Genomic DNA, 18,597 nt, shown 5'->3' on the forward strand with positions numbered 1-18,597 from the left:
TTCATGTCATCAAAAGTCCCGTTCTGTTACAGGCGGGACTTTCTCCTAATTATACAGATTGAACTAAAGACGGAATTGCCGCGTGTTTTTGAGTCTGGCTCAGCTTCACTTAGTCAAAGGCTGAGGAGTATGCGGCATTACTAACTTTAGTTGATTCTATATTATTTTTACGCACAAGAGAGTGCGGTCTTAAAATACAATATGCAGTAGACATAGAGGTGATTATCTTTGAAACAACGTGTTGTCATAACAGGAATGGGTGTAATCACTTCGCTGGGACAGGATTTGAACACACTATGGGATAATCTGATGGCTGGAAAATCCGGCGTCAGTGAAATCGAAGCTTTCGATACAAGTGAGTACACTACGAAAATAGCCGCTTCCATTAAAGATTTTAATCCAGAGGATTATATTGAACGTAAGGATGCGCGTAAAATGGACCGCTTTGTGCAGTTTGCGGTTGCTGCTAGTAAATTGGCGCTTGAGGACAGCGGACTTGTAATCGGAGAAAATGCGGATGCTGAGCGTGTTGGTGTATCTGTCGGTTCCGGTATTGGTGGATTGGGAACTTGGGAGGATCAGCACAACGCACTGATTGAAAAAGGACCTAAACGCGTAAGCCCTTTCTTCATCCCGATGATGATTGCTAATATGGGTTCCGGTCAAGTGTCAATTTCACTCGGTGCTAAAGGCCCCAATACATCACCGGTTACGGCTTGTGCCACGGGCAGTCATGCTATTGGTGATTCCTTCCGCATGATTCAGCGTGGTGACGCAGACGCCATGATTTGCGGAGGAGCTGAGGCGACTATTCGTCCGATTGGTATGGCTGGATTTTGTTCCATGCGAGCAATGTCAACGCGTAACGACGAGCCTGAAAAGGCAAGCCGTCCTTTTGATACCGAAAGAGACGGGTTTGTTATGGGCGAAGGCTCTGGTGTTCTTATTCTAGAATCGTTGGATCATGCTTTGAAGCGTGGTGCGCGTATTTACGGTGAAGTGATTGGCTACGGTCTTTCTGGCGATGCCCATCATATGACGGAGCCTGATCCAGAGGGAGCAGCACGCTGCATTAGAATGGCGATCCGTGATGCTGGATTGAATCCTGAAGAGATTGATTATATCAATGCACATGGTACATCTACGCCAGTCGGTGATAAATCCGAAACGGAAGCAGTCAAGAAAACGCTGGGAGAGCATGCCTATAAGGTAGCGATCAGCTCAACTAAGTCGATGACAGGGCATTTATTGGGTGCAGCGGGCGGCGTTGAAGCCGTGATCTGTGGTCTCGCCCTTCAGCATCAGACGATTCCGCCAACGATTAATTTGGATAATCAAGACCCGGCATGCGATCTTGATTATGTACCTAATAAGCCGAGAAAAGCGGAACTGAATGTGGTTATGTCCAATTCCTTTGGTTTTGGCGGTCACAATGCTACGGTTATTCTAAAAAAATATGAAGCATAAGGGGTCAGTTCGTTGAGTGGAGACTTGAAGCAATTACAGCAGAAACTTCATATTCAATTCAACAATCGGCAGCTTCTGAAGCAGGCCTTTACGCACGCTTCCTACGTAAACGAACATCGGTTCAGTCAGCATGCAGACAATGAGCGTCTTGAATTTTTAGGTGACGCTGTTCTGGAACTGACGGTGTCCGAGCAATTGTACAATCAGTACCCTAACCGACCCGAAGGCGAACTCACCAAGCTGCGTGCAGCTATTGTCTGTGAGCCTTCTCTGGTGAAGTTTGCTGTCGGGCTTGAGTTTGGGCAATATGTACTGCTTGGAAAAGGTGAAGAGTTGACAGGTGGACGTACTCGTCCGGCTCTGTTGGCTGATGTATTCGAAGCGTTCGTAGGTGCGCTTTATTTGGATCAGGGTCTGGAGGCCGTCCGGTCGTTTCTGGAACGTTATATTTTTCCTCAAATTGTATTAAACGGTAAGCTTCAGATGAGTGATTTCAAAACAGAGCTTCAGGAACTGACGCAGCATCATAACATGGGGATGCTTGAATACAAGATTGTAGAGGAGCGCGGACCAGCCCATGAGCGCGAGTTTGTAGCTGAGGTATATATGGACAGCGAACGGCTAGGGGCAGGTACGGGACGCTCCAAAAAAGAAGCTGAGCAGCAAGCGGCGGCAGTAGCTTTAAACCGTTTGAAGCTGGCAGAATCGTAATCGGTACCTGAGCAGCCCGGACGGGTTACGCAAGCAGGGGACACAAAGTAAGAGCAAAGGGCAGTCCGCGGGGAGTCCCGGCCCGTAATGGCGAATGGACTGCGTTTTGCTCTTTTTTCGTGGCTTTGCTGGTGTAATGTGAGTGTCGGTACTGTGCTTTATACAAGCTAGTTTATGCTACAATAGGGATAATTCATATCAATCAGGTGTACGGTGTTGTACAAGCATATTTGAAATGTTAGAGGTGAGATTGAGCATGTTTTTAAAGCGCATTGAGCTGGCGGGCTTCAAATCGTTTGCAGATAAAACGGAAATGGAATTTGTCCGCGGCATTACGGCAGTCGTCGGACCCAACGGAAGCGGAAAAAGTAATATTTCCGACGGGATTCGTTGGGTGCTTGGCGAACAGAGTGCCAAATCACTGCGTGGCGGCAAAATGGAGGACATTATTTTTGCGGGTAGTGATGCTCGTAAGGCTGTTAATTACGGTGAAGTATCGCTTACGTTGGATAATGAAGATCAGGCGTTGCCTCTGGATTTTGGTGAAGTCACGGTAACGCGACGTGTACATCGAAGTGGGGATAGTGAATATTTCATTAATCGGCAATCATGCAGACTCCGAGATATTACAGAGCTGTTTATGGATACAGGGATTGGTAAAGAAGCTTATTCAATTATTGGACAGGGACGCATTGAAGAAATTCTGAGTACCCGATCTGAGGATCGTCGAGGTATTTTTGAGGAAGCCTCGGGTATCGTAAAGTATAAATCGCGTAAAAAAGATGCGGTTCGCAAGCTGGATGAAACGGAGCAAAATTTACTGCGTATTCACGATTTGGTTAGTGAACTGGAGGATCAGATTGGACCGCTTAAGGAGCAGTCTGAAAAGGCGATTCATTTTAAAGAGCTGCGCGGTGAATTGAAATCCAAAGAAATTTCAATGTACGTCCATCAAATTGAACAAATTCATACTTCGTGGAGCGATGCGACTTCCAAACTAGCTTTGCTGCAGCAGGAGCAACTTCAGTTGTCTACGGTGGTGTCCCGCCACGATGCGATGCTGGAAAGCGACCGCAACGAATTACGCCAGCTGGAGGAGCAAGTAGAGCGGTTGCAAAGGGATCTGCTGCAATACAGTGAAGCGACGGAGAAAAGTGAAGGCTACGGCGAATTGCTCAAAGAGCGCACACGCAATCTGGAGGCTAATCGGGAACAATTGATCTTATCACTTAGCACAAGCGAATCACGGCATTCCGAGCGCAGGAGTGAACTGGATCAACTGAACGAAAAGCTGTCTGCACTGAATGTAGAGCTTGACGAGTTGCGTGGGCGGCTGTCTGACGAAGAAGCCAAACTGATTGGTGTTACAGGCGGAATCAGCCAGGAGCAGGAAGAAAGCCTAAAGGGTGGTCTGCTGGAGCTGATGAATCAAATGGCACAGGCCCGTAACGAAATTCGTTATACAGACCAACAGAAGGAAGCATTGGAACGGCGTGTGACTCGCGTAAGTGACGAATCCGGCAAATGGGAAGCCCAGAAAGTACAGCTTGAACAGCGCAAAAAGGGATTGGAAGCTGCTGTTCAGAAGCTAGGGCAGGAAATAAGTAGTTTGCGTAGTGGCTATATTCAGGGAAGTGAAAAGTACCAAGCCCTGCAAAAACTTCTGGAAGAAAACCAGGGTACGGTTCGTAAATGGGAACAAAAACGAGAGGCTCTAATTTCACGGCGAGATACGATGAAGGAAATGCAGGATGACTTTGACGGCTTCATGCTTGGAGTTAAAGAGGTATTGAAGGCTGCACGAAAAGAAACCTTGCACGGTGTACATGGAGCGGTAGCGGAGCTGATTCGAGTGCCTGAGCATTTAGAGCAGGCGATGGAGACCGCTTTGGGTGCTTCAGTTCAGCATATCGTGATGGAAAATGAATCCGTATCCAGACAGGCGATCAGTTTTCTAAAGCAACGTCAACTGGGCAGAGCGACATTTTTGCCTATGGATGTTATCCGCCCGCGTCAAATCGGTGCGGGGGAACGCCAAATTGCAGAAGGCGCTGAAGGCTTTGTCGGGATCGGTGCAGATCTTGTTCAGTATGATGATCGATATGCCGGAATTGTAGGCAGTCTCTTGGGGAATGTGGTCATTGCCCGTACGTTGGAAGATGCAAACCGTATTGCGGCCCGTTGCCAATATAGATACCGCGTGGTCACTTTGGAAGGCGATGTTGTCAATGCAGGGGGTTCCATGACTGGGGGAAGCCAGTTCAAGAAAAATGCTAATCTGCTTGGACGTAAGCGTCAGCTAGATCAGTTGGATCAAGATATTGTAGATACGGAGCAGCAAATTGCAAGGTTGCGCCAGAGTGCAATAGATACCAAACGCCAGTTGGAGGAGACACAGATCCGTCTGGATGAGTTGCGCCAGGGCGGCGATGTGAAGCGCGGTGAAGAGCAGCAGATGGCAATGGAACTCAAGCAACTAGAGCATGAACTTCGTCATGTTCTGGAGCAGGTCGCTGCGTCTGGTCAGGAGAAAAAGGGCTTTGATCAGGAAATCAAGGAGCTGGAAACTTCCCGTGAAGAAGCGTTGGTAAAGTTGGCTGCGCTAGAGGAAGAAGAGAAGAAAACGCATCAGGCCATTCACGCTGCCGAATTCGCCCGTAAAGCCAACGAATCTGCCAAAGAGCAGCTGCAGGGAGAGCTCACGAATCTCAAGGTAAGAGAAGGAAAGCTGGACCAGGAGCGCTTTTCATTGGAAGAGCAGCTGCGCAGATTGCGTGGGGATTATGATACTCTTGGTAAGGATTCGAGACAAAACAAGACCTTGCTTGCTTCCATCGAAGCAGATTTGCTGACCAATGAGCAGGAGACCGTGAAGCAGATTGAAAATCTCAATCAATACCGTTTGAAAAAGGAAGAAGCCGCACAGCAACTGGAATTCAAGCGGGCTGCACGCAGTAGCTTGTCCAAAAAGCTGGAAGTGGCTGAGAACGACACGAAAGAACAGCGAATTCAGCTCAAGTCAGTGGAGGAGTTGCTTCGTCAAACGGAAATTGGAGTAAATCGACTTGATGTGGAACTGGAAAATGTTCTGAAAAAATTAAGTGATGATTATGAACTCAGCTATGAGTTAGCCAAGCAGCGTTACCCTATACCTGAAGATATTGAAGGTACGCAGAGTGAGGTAGAAAGGCTCAAACGTGGTATTTCCGCGTTAGGTGAGGTGAATCTAGGTGCCATTGAGGAATACCAGCGTGTGCATGAGCGTTATACGTTTCTTGATGAGCAAAAGTCTGATTTGGTGGAGGCCAAGACAACGCTTTATCAGGTTATTCGTGAAATGGATGAAGAAATGTCCAAACGCTTTAAGACTACATTCGATGCTATTCGGCGCGAATTTGGAACGGTATTCTCCAAGCTGTTCGGAGGCGGACGTGCTGATCTCGTGCTGCTTGACCCGGAACGCTTGCTGGAGACGGGAATCGACATCGTAGCTCAACCACCGGGAAAAAAACTGCAAAACTTGCAGCTACTGTCGGGCGGTGAGCGTGCGTTAACAGCGATGGCGTTACTATTTGCCATTTTACACGTTAAACCTGTTCCATTCTGTGTACTCGATGAAGTAGAGGCTGCATTGGACGAAGCAAACGTGGTGCGTTTTGCCCAGTATTTACGAGAATTCTCGGAGCAGACACAGTTCATTGTAGTCACACACCGCAAGGGCACAATGGAAGAATCAGATGTGCTGTACGGGGTTACGATGGAGGAAGGCGGGGTTTCCAAACTCGTATCTGTCAAGCTGGACAACGATGAAGCTGAGATTGCCTGACATTAAATAACATACTTTCAGACCAACGGAGGGAATCCATGAGTTTCTTTAGGAAATTGAAGGAAAGCATTGCAAACAAAACTGAATCTGTCACAAAACAGTTCAAAGATGGTTTGGAAAAAACACGTAAAGGTTTTGTTGAAAAAGTAACAGACTTGATGATTCGCCGTAAAAAGATTGATGAGGAATTTTATGAGGAACTGGAAGAAATTCTGATCGGAGCGGACGTAGGCGTCAACACGGTTATGAACCTCATTGAAGACCTGCGAGAAGAAGTGAAAAAGCGCAAAATCGAGGACGCATCCGAGTTACAGCCTGTATTGTCGGAGAAGCTGTCTGAGTTGCTGCGGGGTAATGACAATAGTCAGCTCAAAATGAATCCTGACGGGATTACAGTCATTTTATTCGTGGGAGTCAATGGCGTCGGCAAAACAACAACCATTGGCAAGTTAGCTCACCGTTTTAAACAAGAGGGCAAAAAAGTATTGTTGGCTGCTGGGGATACGTTCCGCGCGGGTGCGATTGAACAGTTGGAGGTATGGGGCGAACGGGCAGGTGTAGAGGTTATTAAGCAGCAATCCGGTTCCGATCCGGCTGCAGTTATGTTTGATGCCGTACAGGCTGCCAAGCAGCGTAAAGTGGATGTTTTGTTGTGTGATACCGCAGGACGTCTTCAGAATAAAAGCAATCTAATGGAGGAACTGAACAAAATTTTCCGTGTGATTCAACGCGAAATTCCAGATGCTCCACATGAAGTGTTGTTGGTACTTGATGCGACGACTGGACAAAATGCACTTAACCAAGCCAAGCTGTTTGGTGAGAAAAGCGGTGTAACCGGGCTGGTACTAACGAAGTTGGATGGTACAGCGAAGGGCGGAATTGTTGTGGCCATCCGTCAGGAGCTGAATTTGCCTGTTAAGCTGGTGGGCTTAGGTGAAAAAGTGAATGATCTTCAACCGTTTGATTCCGAGCAATTCGTTCATGCGTTGTTTGCGGGGTTGATTCAGGAAGAGACGGTCGAAGCAACTGCTACAGGTGAGGAAGAACAGAACTGATACGTTTAAAGTAGGCTTTCATGCTACGTTTGGGACTAAGTAGCCATCCTGTTGCTGCTCAAGTTCGCCCAGATGTATAATGAAAGCAAGAAGTCTGTCGATGCCGTATATGTAATGTATCTTGTATGTAAAATATAAATCAGGAAGCCGGGTGAAAAACCGATGGCAAACACCTATACCTACTCCCGACGGGAAGAAGTAGCCAACGCCATTACACATGGAATTGGAGCCGTTTTAAGCGTAGCAGCGCTTGTGTTGCTCATTGTTTTTGCTAGCATGAAAGGAACCACTTGGCATGTCGTCAGCTTTACGATTTACGGGATTACGATGTTGCTGTTGTACACCAATTCAACGTTGCTTCATAGCCTGCGTGAAGGGAAAATGAAAGATTTGTTCGAAATATTCGATCATTCTTGCATTTACCTGTTCATTGCAGGTAGCTACACCCCGTTTATGCTCGTTGCACTGCGAGGTACTATGGGATGGACGCTGTTTGGAGTGATTTGGGGGATTGCACTGTTTGGTGTGTTGTTCAAGGCGTTTTTCACCAAGCGCTTTCTGTTTATGTCTACCGTGTTTTACATTGTGATGGGCTGGCTCATCACCATTGCCTGGAATCCTCTGGTTGCGACTGTTCCCGCCGGAGGGATGACGTTATTGTTCGTAGGTGGTCTTATGTATACGTTGGGCACGATTTTCTATGTGTGGCGGGCATTTCCATATCACCATGCGATCTGGCATCTGTTTGTTTTAGCAGGCAGCATACTTCACTTTCTGGCTGTTCTGCTGTATCTTACTCCAGTAAGGGTTTAAGTAACAGTGGGCAAAAAGCCGATCCGTACTTCCGTTTAAGGGCAGTGGATCGGCTTTTTTTTGTATGACAAGGGATAACGCTTGACATCTTCTTTTCTTTTATGTATCATAAGGAACGTTGAAAAGAACTGTAAAGTGTTTTTCCTTGACGATGGAGGTATACAAGATGAGTCAGGAGAATCGGCTGGAAAAGACAAACCGGATTAACCGACTGTTTGACTTCTATGAACCTCTGCTTACAGAGAAGCAACAGATGTTTTTAAAATATTACTTCCATGATGATTTTTCTTTAGGGGAAATTGCATCGGAATTTCAAATTAGCCGTCAGGCAGTGTATGAACATATTAAACGTGCTGAACAGGTATTGGAAATGTACGAGGAAAAGCTTGGTTTGCTAAGTAAGTATGAGCGTAGAATCCAAGATCTCGAAGAATTAAATAAGACGTTGTATGAGGCATTCGGTAAAATCGGTGAGTCCGATGAAGGCACTCTGCAACATGTCCATCAAATTGTAAATCGCCTGCAGGAATTGTAGGACATATAGATATAAGAACAAACAACCCTGGTAGACAAGGAGGTGCGAAAGTATGGCATTTGAAGGATTATCGACTCGCTTGCAAAATGTATTCAGTAAACTGCGCGGCAAAGGAAAAGTGTCTGAGGATGATGTAGCTCAGGCGATGCGTGAAGTACGATTAGCTTTGCTTGAGGCGGACGTTAACTTCAAGGTTGTAAAGGACTTTATTGCCAAGGTAAAGGAGAAATCCGTTGGTAAGGAAGTGATGGACAGCTTTACGCCAGGCATGGTCATCATCGACATCGTGAACAAGGAACTGACCGAGTTGATGGGTGGCAGTCAGGCCAAGCTTGCCAAAGCAAACAAACCGCCTACGGTCATTATGATGGTGGGTCTCCAGGGCGCAGGTAAGACGACGACGTCTGGTAAACTGGCGAAATTGTTGCAAAAGCAAAATCATCGTCCATTGCTTGTAGCTGGTGATATTTATAGACCAGCCGCGATCAAGCAACTTCAGGTTCTGGGGGAGCAGATTAATACTCCTGTATTTACACTGGGAGATCAGACAAGCCCGGTAGAAATTGCGAAACAGGGTTTGCAGCATGCTAAGGATAATGGTAATGACTACGTTATTATAGATACTGCGGGTCGTCTTCATGTTGATGAAGAGCTCATGGAAGAGTTACGTCAGATTCATACCAACGTCAACCCGGATGAAGTTCTACTGGTTGTAGATAGCATGACGGGGCAGGACGCGGTTAACGTTGCAGAGCACTTTAATAGTAGCTTGGAGTTGACGGGAGTTGTACTGACGAAGCTGGATGGTGACACTCGTGGTGGTGCAGCTTTATCAGTTAAGGCTGTGACGGGATGCCCGATCAAGTTTGCTACATTGGGTGAAAAGCTGGATGCGATGGAGCCGTTTCATCCTGAACGGATGGCTTCACGGATTTTAGGCATGGGTGACATGTTGTCCCTGATTGAAAAAGCGCAGTCCAATATCGACGCCGATAAGGCGAAGGAAATGGAACGTAAAATGCGTAATGCTGAGTTTACTTTTGAAGATTTTCTGGAGCAAATGGATCAAGTTAAGAAGCTTGGCCCAATCGACCAGATTCTTGATATGATTCCCGGTATGGGCAACATGAAGCAAATGAAAGATATCAAAGTGGATGACAAACAGATGGGCCGGATTGAGGCTATCGTTCATTCTATGACCACACAGGAAAAGCAAAACCCAGACATGATTAATCATAGCCGACGCAAACGTATTTCTGTAGGCAGTGGAACATCACTGGCTGAGGTAAATCGTCTGATAAAGCAATTTGACGAAATGCGTCGCATGATGAAGCAGTTCTCAGATATGATGGGACCTAAGGGTGGCAAAAACAAGGCTATGAAGCAGTTGAAGAGTATGGGTAAAGGTATGAAGTTTCCTTTCCGCTAAGGCCGTTAGGCCCTTGGAATTATGGGATAACAATATACAGTCTACTTTTTGAAGGAGGTGAATTTTCGTGGCAGTTCGTATTCGTCTGAAACGTATGGGTGCACATAAAGCTCCTTTCTATCGCGTCGTGGTATCTGATTCTCGTTCCCCGCGTGACGGTCGTTTTATCGAAGAAATCGGTTACTACAACCCAATCACAGTACCAGCGGTTGTAAAAATTGATGAAGATAAAGCGCTGAAATGGTTGCAAGATGGTGCACAAGCATCCGACACAGTCCGTAACTTGCTTAGCAAAGCGGGCGTAATGAAAAAGTTTCATGAGTCTAAACTACAGAAATAAGGTGCTGATACGGAGGGTCAACCATGGAAGAATTAGTGATAATCATTGCTAAGGCTTTAGTCGATCATCCGGAAGATGTAACCGTGAAGACCTTGGAGAAGGATCGGCTTGTTGTATATGAGCTTAGTGTGCATCCTGAGGATGTAGGCAAAATCATTGGTAAGCAGGGTCGTATCGCCAAGGCGCTTCGCACTGTGGTTGCATCAGCAGCCGTTAAGATGGATAAACGGGTTACCGTAGACATCATATCTTAAAGATATACGAAAGTGGGTTAGGATGTATGTCCTAACCCTTTTTCGTACATGATGAAGATGATATGGAGCGGGACCGATTACAAGCAGGAGGAACACGATGCAACAATTGTTTAATGTCGGAAAAATTGTGAACACCCATGGAATCCGTGGGGAGCTTAAAATATTAACGACGACAGATTTCCCAGAAGATCGTTTTGCTAAAGGTAGTGAGCTTTTGATTGTTCCGGCGGAAGGTAAAGCACCGATCCCCGTAACTGTTGAAACAGCGCGTTTTCAAAAAAATATGGTTGTCGCTAAATTTAAGGAATATCACAATATTAATGAAGTTGAAAAATATAAAGGTACATTGTTGAAGGTATCTGCTGAGCGGTTAGGCGAATTGGAAGAAAACGAATTCTATTTTCATGAAGTAGTCGGCATGGAAGTGGTGACCGAAGACGGAAATGAGCTCGGCGTGGTCAAAGAAATTTTGACTCCGGGAGCCAATGATGTATGGGTAGTCAAAATGCCTAAAGGCAAGGAACTGCTATTGCCGTATATAGAGGATGTTATTTTGGATGTAAACGTGCGTGAAAAACGGGTTACGGTACGGTTAATGGAAGGTCTGCTGTAATGAGGGTGGATGTGCTGACCCTGTTTCCAGAGATGTTTGATGGAGTATTTAATGCAAGCATTCTGGGAAAAGCAAGGGATAAGGGAATTGTATCACTGCAAGCGGTTAATTTTCGTCAGTATGCTGGCAACAAGCATGGACAAGTGGATGATACGCCCTATGGCGGTGGGGGCGGCATGGTTTTGAAGCCTGACCCTATTTTTGCTGCGGTGGAAGCGCTGTTGGATAAATCAGAGCAACCAACATTAGAGACAGCCGATGAAGTTATCCAACATGAAGGGGTAGAACGTAACACAGACATAAAATCTCCGCGTATCATTTTGATGTGTCCACAAGGCGAGACTTTTACGCAAAAGAAAGCGGAAGAGCTGGCCAAAGAGGACCATCTTATTTTTATATGTGGGCATTATGAGGGTTATGATGAGCGTATTCGAGAGTATTTGGTGACGGATGAGCTTTCTATCGGAGATTATGTATTGACTGGTGGTGAGCTTCCAGCCATGACCGTCATTGACAGTGTGACACGGTTGCTACCAGGAGTGCTGGGGAACGAAACGAGTGCAGTAACGGACTCGTTTAGTACGGGGCTGCTGGAGTACCCCCATTATACCCGGCCTGCGGAGTTTCGGGGATGGAAAGTACCCGATGTACTCCTGTCAGGGCATCACGTCAATATTGATTCTTGGAGACGCCAAGAGGCGTTACGTCGCACGATGGAACGCCGACCAGACTTGTTGGAACAGGCTGAACTGACAGGCAAGGAGCGCACGTGGATTGAGGAGCAGCGCAAATCTGACTGTTTGGGGGATAAGCAATAAAGCGCCTTAGACATGAGTGGATTTGAAAGCAGGCAGTGACCTGTTTTATAATGGAGTCAATTAAATAATGTTTGGTCAAATCCCTTTTTGTTGTTGCAATGCGGTATCCTCCATGATACAATACATCTGTTGTGTGTAATACGGTGGTCCTCTGTGGATGATGAAGGAAACAGTTGTGTTTCCAGAAGAAGCATGAACACCTGTACGGAAGGAGGGAGTCATAGATGAATATCGTCCAAGCGATCACTGAAGAACAACTGCGTAAAGATTTGCCTAACTTTCGTCCTGGTGACACTTTGAAAGTGCACGTGAAAGTTATTGAGGGAACTCGTGAGCGTATCCAGTTGTTTGAAGGTGTTGTAATTAAACGCCGTGGTGGTGGAATCAGTGAGACTTTTACAGTTCGTAAAATTTCTTACGGTGTAGGTGTGGAAAGAACTTTCCCGCTTCATTCCCCGAAAATCGATAAAATCGACGTGGCTCGCCGTGGTAAAGTGCGTCGTGCGAAGCTTTATTATCTTCGTGAACTACGCGGTAAAGCAGCGAGAATTAAAGAAATTCGTCGTTAATACAACGAATAACGAAAGGGGCTTGGTTACAAGCTCCTTTCGTTTTTTCTACGTACATAGGGAACTGTGGATTATTGACCGTAAAGAGAGGACAGTGAGCTATGGAGCAAGAAGTAGGACAAGGAGCTGTACAGCAGCCAACTGATCAGGATGGTACGCCCAAGCGTAAACCAAAAAATGAGATTTTTGAGTGGCTCAAGGCCATCATTATTGCGTTAGTGCTTGTCTTTTTAATCCGCTGGCTTCTCTTTAAGCCGTTTATTGTGGATGGCCCGTCGATGCAGCCTAACTTTCATACCGGAGAACGCGTCATTGTAAATGAGATTTTGTATGATTTCCGTGCCCCTAAACCAGGCGAAGTGATCGTGTTTCATGTGCCGGAGGAAGGAAGAGACTTTATCAAACGCGTCATTGCCGTTGAAGGAGATACGGTCAAGGTAGAAGGTGACACGATTACAGTAAATGGTAAGCCGATTCAGGAAGCTTATTTGAAAGCTCCTTTAGAAGAAGCGCATCAGAATGGCGAGCTTTACAACAAGTTTACAAATTTTCCAAATGAGAAGTTTAAGGATGGAAAAGTTCCGGCAGGGCATATTTTTGTAATGGGAGATAACCGTTCCAATAGTACAGACAGTCGGATGATTGGATATATTGATTTGAAGGAAGTCGTAGGTCGGGCTGACGTTATTTTCTGGCCGGCGAAAGATATGCAGTGGATTAACCACTAGAATAACTAATAAGCAGCATAGCTGCCGTAATCCTAACTAAGAGCCTAAGGGTAAAAGTAGGAGTTACGATCAATGGGGTGATGACGGTGACGATTCAATGGTTTCCTGGTCATATGACCAGAGCGCGCCGCCAAATTGAAGCAAAATTAAAGTTAATTGATTTGGTCATTGAGCTGATTGATGCTCGATTGCCGCTCTCCAGCCGAAATCCAATGATTGATGATATTTTGCAAGGCAAGCCGCGGATGATTATTTTGAATAAAGCAGATTTGGCGGACCCGGTAGTATCACAGCAATGGATTGCCTATTTTAAGGAGCAGGGGCATGTGGCCCTTCCGGTGGATGCCACAACTGGGACGGGACTAAAAGAAATTCCGATTCAGGCTAAGCTGCTGCTTAAGGAAAAGATAGATCGGCAGATTAGGAAGGGAATGAACCCGCGTCCTATGCGTGGGTTGATTGTTGGTATTCCGAATGTCGGTAAATCGACACTGATCAACCGAATGGCGGGACGTAATATTGCAGCTACGGGTGACCGTCCAGGGGTAACGAAGGCACAGCAGTGGATCAAGATCGGAGAAATTGAATTGCTGGATACACCAGGTATTCTATGGCCTAAATTTGAGGATCAGAATGTAGGCTATCGTCTGGCAGTTACGGGTGCGATCAAGGAAGAAATTCTGAATGTCGAGGATATTGCCTTTTTTGCGACTAAATATTTGGTTCAGTACTATTGGGATGCACTGGCAGAGCGCTTTGAGCTCACCGAACGTCCTGAAGATACAGAAAATCCTGATGAAATTGTCAACGTTATGGAAGCGATCGGACGTAAACGTGGCTGTATTGTTAGCGGCGGACGTGTAGATCTCGAAAAGGCGTCAAAAATCATTTTGCGTGAGCTGCGTGCAGGGAAGCTGGGACGATTCAGTTTGGAAGCTCCTTACTGATTTTACTGGTACACCGATGCAGAACATAGCATTTTGTGGCAAGGAAGAACCTTCCCCATCTCTCCGGAGAGGAGGAAGGTTTTTTTTGGTATTTGAAGGCAGTTAGAAAAGGGTTTTGGACGGTGAAGGTCTGTGGTAAGCTGAATTCAATCGCTAGAGCTACGGCATGAATGACGCGTTAAACTACATATAGATGGGCAGGTATTGAATATGGAAAATAAAGAGATTGTAGTGAAGGACATGCTACATTATGAAAAAAAATGCTGGGAGCAGTCTTGTGAGCGGATTGCAGGTATTGACGAGGTAGGTCGTGGATGCCTGTTTGGTGATGTTGTGGCCGCAGCAGTCATTTTACCAGTGGGTGAGTTACTGGAAGGTGTGGATGATTCCAAAAAATTGACGGACAAGAAGAGAGAAGCATACTACGAGCTGATTATGGAGAAGGCTATTGCTGTAGGAGTTGGCTATGTAGACGCGCACACGATTGATGATATCAATATTAAGCAGGCAGCTCGTTTGGCTATGAAGCAGGCTATTGAGGCTTTACATGTATCTCCTGATTATTTACTGGTGGATGCAGAAAAGGTAGATGTGCCTATTCCTCAGCTCTCTATTATTAAAGGAGATGCGAACAGTCAGTCCATTGCGGCGGCCTCTATCATCGCCAAGGTAACCCGTGATCGGCTGTGTAAAGGTGAATGGGATGCGAAGTATCCGGAATATGGGATCGGTATACATAAAGGTTACGCTACCAAGTTGCACAGGGAACAAATTTTGGCGCTAGGACCTACAAAGATGCATAGACGCAGCTTTCTGGGCAATTTGTTGACGGAGCAACCGACACTGTTTGATCTGTAGTTACTTATTATGAATCGGGACAATGCCGATATAAAGTATAACTAATACCATAAGCCCCTTTGAATGGGGGAGAGTGAGAGGAGGGGCGATATGAACATCGGATCTGTATTTCGTGGATTACTTGGAGATGTGAAGGCTGGAGAGGCTAAAAAACTTGATATGCAGCCAGGTCAGGTCGTACGAGGAGTCGTGCTAAAGGTGTCTGAGGACGGCGGTGAGGCTGTGTTGCAAATACAAGGTTCTCAGGTCAGGGCAAAGCTGGAGACCCCTCTTCAACCTGGACAGACTACAACGTTTCAGGTTCAACCGGCTTCCCCCAGCGGAATGACGGTGCTTAAGCCTCTGAACGATGTGGCCAATACACCACAGCAAACCGTAGCGCTGACAGATGTATTGGAATCGGTGGGACTGCCGGATACAGCTCAGAACAGGGAGCTTATACAGGCAATGCAAAAGAATGGTGTGCCGTTGACGTCGGAAAATGCGTCTTCTTTGCGAGAAGCTATGGCGAAGCAAAGCGGCAATGTACAATTGGGAACGTTTGTGCAGGCGGCGGCAGTTGCCTTTCAACGGGGACTTCCATTGACGGCAGAAAGCATAAACGGATTGCGTCAAGCGATGTTTGGGCCTCCTTTAAATGATCTGTTGTCTTCGCTGGAGCAAGAGCTTGAAACGGTATTAAAACAGCAAGCACAGGGAATATCCACTGATCGTTCAGTGGGGGAATCGACAGCTATAAAGAACGCTGACCGAATGTCTGCTAGTCCAACAGGTGCTTCTTCTGTGGTGGTAGATGGACAGGAAGGCCAAGCTCCTACATTGTCCAAGGATGCTTCTGCCGCTGCAAAGCAGACAGAAGCTGGACAAACCACAGGCGGCAAGGAATTTTTAAAAGGGACTCAAGCAGCCAACCTTGCTACTGCAGTGAGTGAAGCGAGTGCTTTGGCAACAGATTCAGATACTGCGACGGGGGCTACATCTGCAGCCAAAGGGACTGCTTCAGGAGAATCGGAGGCAACCAATGGACGCGGAGCGACAGTGGCATCGGAAGCTGGCGTAAATGCGTCAGAATCGAGTGCTGATGCATTAAATGGTCCTCGCACCAGAGTGGAGCAGTCACAGCAAGCTACTGCGGCAAGCACACAGCTTAAGGAGGCGGATGGCGCTCCAGCGGCTGTCACGGCAGAGCCTGCGGGGGCAAAGCCCGCCTTAACCGCAGCCACGGCTGACCGTCCCTCCGCACAGCAGGCTGGTGCCCCTGTGCCGCAATCCACAGCAGGCAACACTGCTGCGCCAGAGGTGCCGCTCCAGCGGCTGCGCACGTTGCTGCAAGAGCTACGCGCGGCGGTGCCACCCGCGCTGAGCACGGCCGTGCCAGAGCAGCCCGCAACGGAAGTGGCGCAGCCAATGGCCGGCGCTTTGCGGGCTGCAGACGCCACTGCATCGCAGCCTGTGGCGTCCAGCCCGCAGCTCACCCCCACGGAAGACCCGTGGGTAGGCCGCGTACTGAAGCTGCTCGGTGCAGAGCACGAGCAGCAAGTGCACCGCGCGACTACACAGGTCGCGCAAGGGGCGGCGGCACGTATGGAGCCGCCAGAGGGAATGCCCCAGACGCTGCCGGGATTAGCGGCTGCGTCTGGGGACACGGTGTCAGCAGACGCAGACACCGTAAAAGGGGCACTGCTCCAGCTGATGAGCAGTGACGACCTGCCGCCCGCTTTGAAAGAGGCGGCTCAGCAGGTTGTACAGCACCTGACAGGTCAGCAGTTGCTGCTCAATACAGACCGAACGGCGCCTTTTGCACAAGTACACATGTTTATACCATTCGTTGGACCGGACGGTCGCGAAACAGCTACGATCCAGATTCAGTCCCGCCGCGGCAAACGGGGAGAGCTGGACGCCTCCAACTGTCGTCTTTGGTTTGATTTGGACATGAAGGGACTTGGACCGACCCTGGTAGATGTCCAGGTTGTAGATCGGATTGTAAGTGTCAAGCTCCATAATGATCATGAATGGGCGGCTTCGTTGTTAACCAGTGGGCGTGAGTCCATTCACACAGCGTTGGAGTCACTAGGATACCAGCTTCTATCGCTTCGTACCGAGCCCATGCCCATAAGGACTGAACAGAACAGCCTCGCCTCTTCTGAAGTACAAAGCTATGTGCCTCAGCCGTATAAAGGAGTCGATCTTAAAATATGAAAGAGCCGTTGGAACCTCCTTCTCCTTCCATAAAGAAGGCGGTCGCCCTTAAATATACGCCTGGTGAGAGCGAAGCACCGATTGTCGTTGCCAAGGGGAGCGGCCGTATTGCGGATAGCATTTTAGAAAAAGCCAAAGAACATGGTGTTCCCGTTCAGGAGGATGCTGCGCTGGTTGAAGTACTATCCAAACTTGATTTGGACGAACAAATCCCTGCTGAGCTCTATCAGTTGGTGGCAGAGGTGCTTACCTATATATATCAAATGGATCGGCTTGCTTCAAGGGATGACTGGTGATGTGGAATGAAATGAAGGCTGGAGGCAAGGATCAACGGAAAGCTAAAGGAGCGATGGGCGAAGAGGCAGCGGCTTTGTTTTTAAAAAACTTGGGTTACCGAATCATAGAGCGTAATTGGCGATGCCGCAGTGGTGAAATAGATCTGATTGCCAAGCAGGAGCATACACTCGTGTTTATTGAGGTACGTAGTCGAAGTAGCTCCAAATATGGAACGCCAGCAGAATCAGTTACTGCGCGTAAAATAGCCCAAGTTCGCCAAACAGCCGCTGTATATTTGCATATGAACGGGATTGGAGATGCTCCAATCCGCTTTGACATGATTTCTGTACAATTAACTGACGAAAAGGCAGTTGTTACAGACCATTTAATAGGCGCATTTTAAGAGTAAGAGCTTTTTCGAAGCTAAGAGTGCGGGACTGAATTCATATGTACAGGTTGACAGGAAGGAAAGCTACAGGTATATTTTATTGAGAATAGTTATCATTTTCATCTGAAAATGAATATCGAGAAGTTGTACCTGTGAAGGAGGATTTACGTGACAAAACATACCTTTAGTGAACATGTCATAGATGTAATTCAGGAACGCCGGACGATTAAACGATTTAAATCCGACTCTATTCCGGTAGATACGATCAAAGAATTGCTGGACGTCGCTGTGTGGGCTCCTAATCATAAAATGCGTGAACCGTGGCGTTTTCTGTTGTTTGCTGGTGAAGGACGGAAAAAGCTTGCAAAAGCAATTGCAGCAGATATCGGTAAGGACAACAAGTTTGAGAGCGGCATTTTGCACAACCCGATCCAGCTTTTAGTAGTGCTGGAAGAAGACCCGCGTCAAGCGGTTTGGGATGAGGATTTTGCAGCGGTCAGCGCGCTTGTACAAAACTTTATGCTTGCCGCATGGAGCAAAGGAATCGGAACGTTTTGGGTGACAAAGCCATTTTTGTATTCGCCTAAGTTCCGTGAGCACTTGGGAATTCAACCAGGTGAGAAGGTAATAGGAATGATATATGCAGGCTATCCTGACGTTATCCCGGAATCAAGACCACGTACTCCCGCAGCCGATAAGCTGACCTTGTTTGACAAATAATCTGTCGTCAGATAAACTTAGTCAAGAATTTTGAAAGCATAGTTCGGAGCT

19 protein-coding genes are annotated in these 18,597 nt (G+C 47.1%); all 19 read left to right on the forward strand.

Going from position 1 to position 18,597, the window contains the following annotated elements; translation table 11 throughout:
• Nucleotides 1-228 precede the first annotated feature (228 nt).
• The 19 genes from fabF to JOE49_RS15280 all read left to right on the forward strand — a co-directional run bounded on the left by fabF (nt 229) and on the right by JOE49_RS15280 (nt 18,546).
• The gene (gene fabF / locus JOE49_RS15190; protein ID WP_023988165.1) at nt 229-1,467 is read left to right on the forward strand and encodes a beta-ketoacyl-ACP synthase II; all 1,239 of its coding nucleotides are present in this window, start codon (nt 229-231) and stop codon (nt 1,465-1,467) included.
• A 12-nt stretch (nt 1,468-1,479) separates the two neighbouring features.
• Nucleotides 1,480-2,178: a ribonuclease III gene (gene rnc, locus JOE49_RS15195; protein ID WP_013309856.1), complete on the forward strand. Its 699-nt coding sequence runs from the start codon at nt 1,480-1,482 to the stop codon at nt 2,176-2,178.
• A 256-nt stretch (nt 2,179-2,434) separates the two neighbouring features.
• A complete protein-coding gene (gene smc, locus JOE49_RS15200; RefSeq protein ID WP_209941734.1) occupies nt 2,435-6,004 on the forward strand; it encodes a chromosome segregation protein SMC in 3,570 nt (1,189 codons plus the stop codon).
• Between the two features lie 38 nt (nt 6,005-6,042).
• Nucleotides 6,043-7,059, forward strand: coding sequence for a signal recognition particle-docking protein FtsY (ftsY, locus tag JOE49_RS15205; RefSeq protein WP_068940638.1), 1,017 nt, complete (start codon nt 6,043-6,045; stop codon nt 7,057-7,059).
• A gap of 162 nt (nt 7,060-7,221) precedes the next feature.
• Nucleotides 7,222-7,872 (forward strand): PAQR family membrane homeostasis protein TrhA, encoded by a 651-nt coding sequence (gene trhA / locus JOE49_RS15210; protein ID WP_023988168.1) that lies wholly within the window; start codon nt 7,222-7,224, stop codon nt 7,870-7,872.
• Nucleotides 7,873-8,038: 166 nt separating this feature from the next.
• Nucleotides 8,039-8,407 (forward strand): putative DNA-binding protein, encoded by a 369-nt coding sequence (locus JOE49_RS15215; protein ID WP_023988169.1) that lies wholly within the window; start codon nt 8,039-8,041, stop codon nt 8,405-8,407.
• Nucleotides 8,408-8,459: 52 nt separating this feature from the next.
• The gene (ffh, locus tag JOE49_RS15220) at nt 8,460-9,836 is read left to right on the forward strand and encodes a signal recognition particle protein (RefSeq protein WP_023988170.1); all 1,377 of its coding nucleotides are present in this window, start codon (nt 8,460-8,462) and stop codon (nt 9,834-9,836) included.
• A 67-nt stretch (nt 9,837-9,903) separates the two neighbouring features.
• A complete protein-coding gene (gene rpsP, locus JOE49_RS15225) occupies nt 9,904-10,176 on the forward strand; it encodes a 30S ribosomal protein S16 (protein ID WP_013309862.1) in 273 nt (90 codons plus the stop codon).
• Nucleotides 10,177-10,199: 23 nt separating this feature from the next.
• A complete protein-coding gene (locus JOE49_RS15230) occupies nt 10,200-10,430 on the forward strand; it encodes a KH domain-containing protein (protein ID WP_013309863.1) in 231 nt (76 codons plus the stop codon).
• Nucleotides 10,431-10,527: 97 nt separating this feature from the next.
• A complete protein-coding gene (rimM, locus tag JOE49_RS15235; protein WP_013309864.1) occupies nt 10,528-11,043 on the forward strand; it encodes a ribosome maturation factor RimM in 516 nt (171 codons plus the stop codon).
• On the forward strand, nt 11,043-11,861 hold the full coding sequence (trmD, locus tag JOE49_RS15240) for a tRNA (guanosine(37)-N1)-methyltransferase TrmD (protein WP_209941736.1): 819 nt from the start codon (nt 11,043-11,045) through the stop codon (nt 11,859-11,861). Before rimM ends, trmD begins: the two co-directional genes overlap by 1 nt.
• A 224-nt stretch (nt 11,862-12,085) precedes the next feature.
• Nucleotides 12,086-12,430, forward strand: coding sequence for a 50S ribosomal protein L19 (gene rplS / locus JOE49_RS15245; RefSeq protein WP_010346403.1), 345 nt, complete (start codon nt 12,086-12,088; stop codon nt 12,428-12,430).
• Nucleotides 12,431-12,531: 101 nt separating this feature from the next.
• Nucleotides 12,532-13,158 carry a signal peptidase I gene (gene lepB / locus JOE49_RS15250; protein ID WP_013309866.1) on the forward strand — a complete coding sequence of 209 codons (627 nt, stop codon included), beginning with the start codon at nt 12,532-12,534 and terminating at the stop codon, nt 13,156-13,158.
• A gap of 86 nt (nt 13,159-13,244) precedes the next feature.
• The gene (ylqF, locus tag JOE49_RS15255) at nt 13,245-14,105 is read left to right on the forward strand and encodes a ribosome biogenesis GTPase YlqF (protein WP_023988173.1); all 861 of its coding nucleotides are present in this window, start codon (nt 13,245-13,247) and stop codon (nt 14,103-14,105) included.
• Nucleotides 14,106-14,315: 210 nt separating this feature from the next.
• On the forward strand, nt 14,316-14,963 hold the full coding sequence (locus JOE49_RS15260; protein ID WP_209941739.1) for a ribonuclease HII: 648 nt from the start codon (nt 14,316-14,318) through the stop codon (nt 14,961-14,963).
• A 90-nt stretch (nt 14,964-15,053) separates the two neighbouring features.
• Nucleotides 15,054-17,162, forward strand: coding sequence for a DNA ligase (locus tag JOE49_RS15265; RefSeq protein ID WP_209941741.1), 2,109 nt, complete (start codon nt 15,054-15,056; stop codon nt 17,160-17,162).
• Complete coding sequence (locus JOE49_RS15270; RefSeq protein ID WP_023988176.1) at nt 17,159-17,458, forward strand: EscU/YscU/HrcU family type III secretion system export apparatus switch protein; 300 nt, start codon at nt 17,159-17,161, stop codon at nt 17,456-17,458. Before JOE49_RS15265 ends, JOE49_RS15270 begins: the two co-directional genes overlap by 4 nt.
• On the forward strand, nt 17,458-17,841 hold the full coding sequence (locus tag JOE49_RS15275) for a YraN family protein (RefSeq protein WP_028542733.1): 384 nt from the start codon (nt 17,458-17,460) through the stop codon (nt 17,839-17,841). Before JOE49_RS15270 ends, JOE49_RS15275 begins: the two co-directional genes overlap by 1 nt.
• Before the next feature lie 153 nt (nt 17,842-17,994).
• Nucleotides 17,995-18,546, forward strand: coding sequence for a nitroreductase family protein (locus JOE49_RS15280; RefSeq protein WP_025723284.1), 552 nt, complete (start codon nt 17,995-17,997; stop codon nt 18,544-18,546).
• Nucleotides 18,547-18,597 lie beyond the last annotated feature (51 nt).

Source organism: Paenibacillus sp. PvR133, from assembly GCF_017833155.1.
Taxonomy (GTDB): Bacteria; Bacillota; Bacilli; order Paenibacillales; family Paenibacillaceae; genus Paenibacillus; species Paenibacillus polymyxa_B.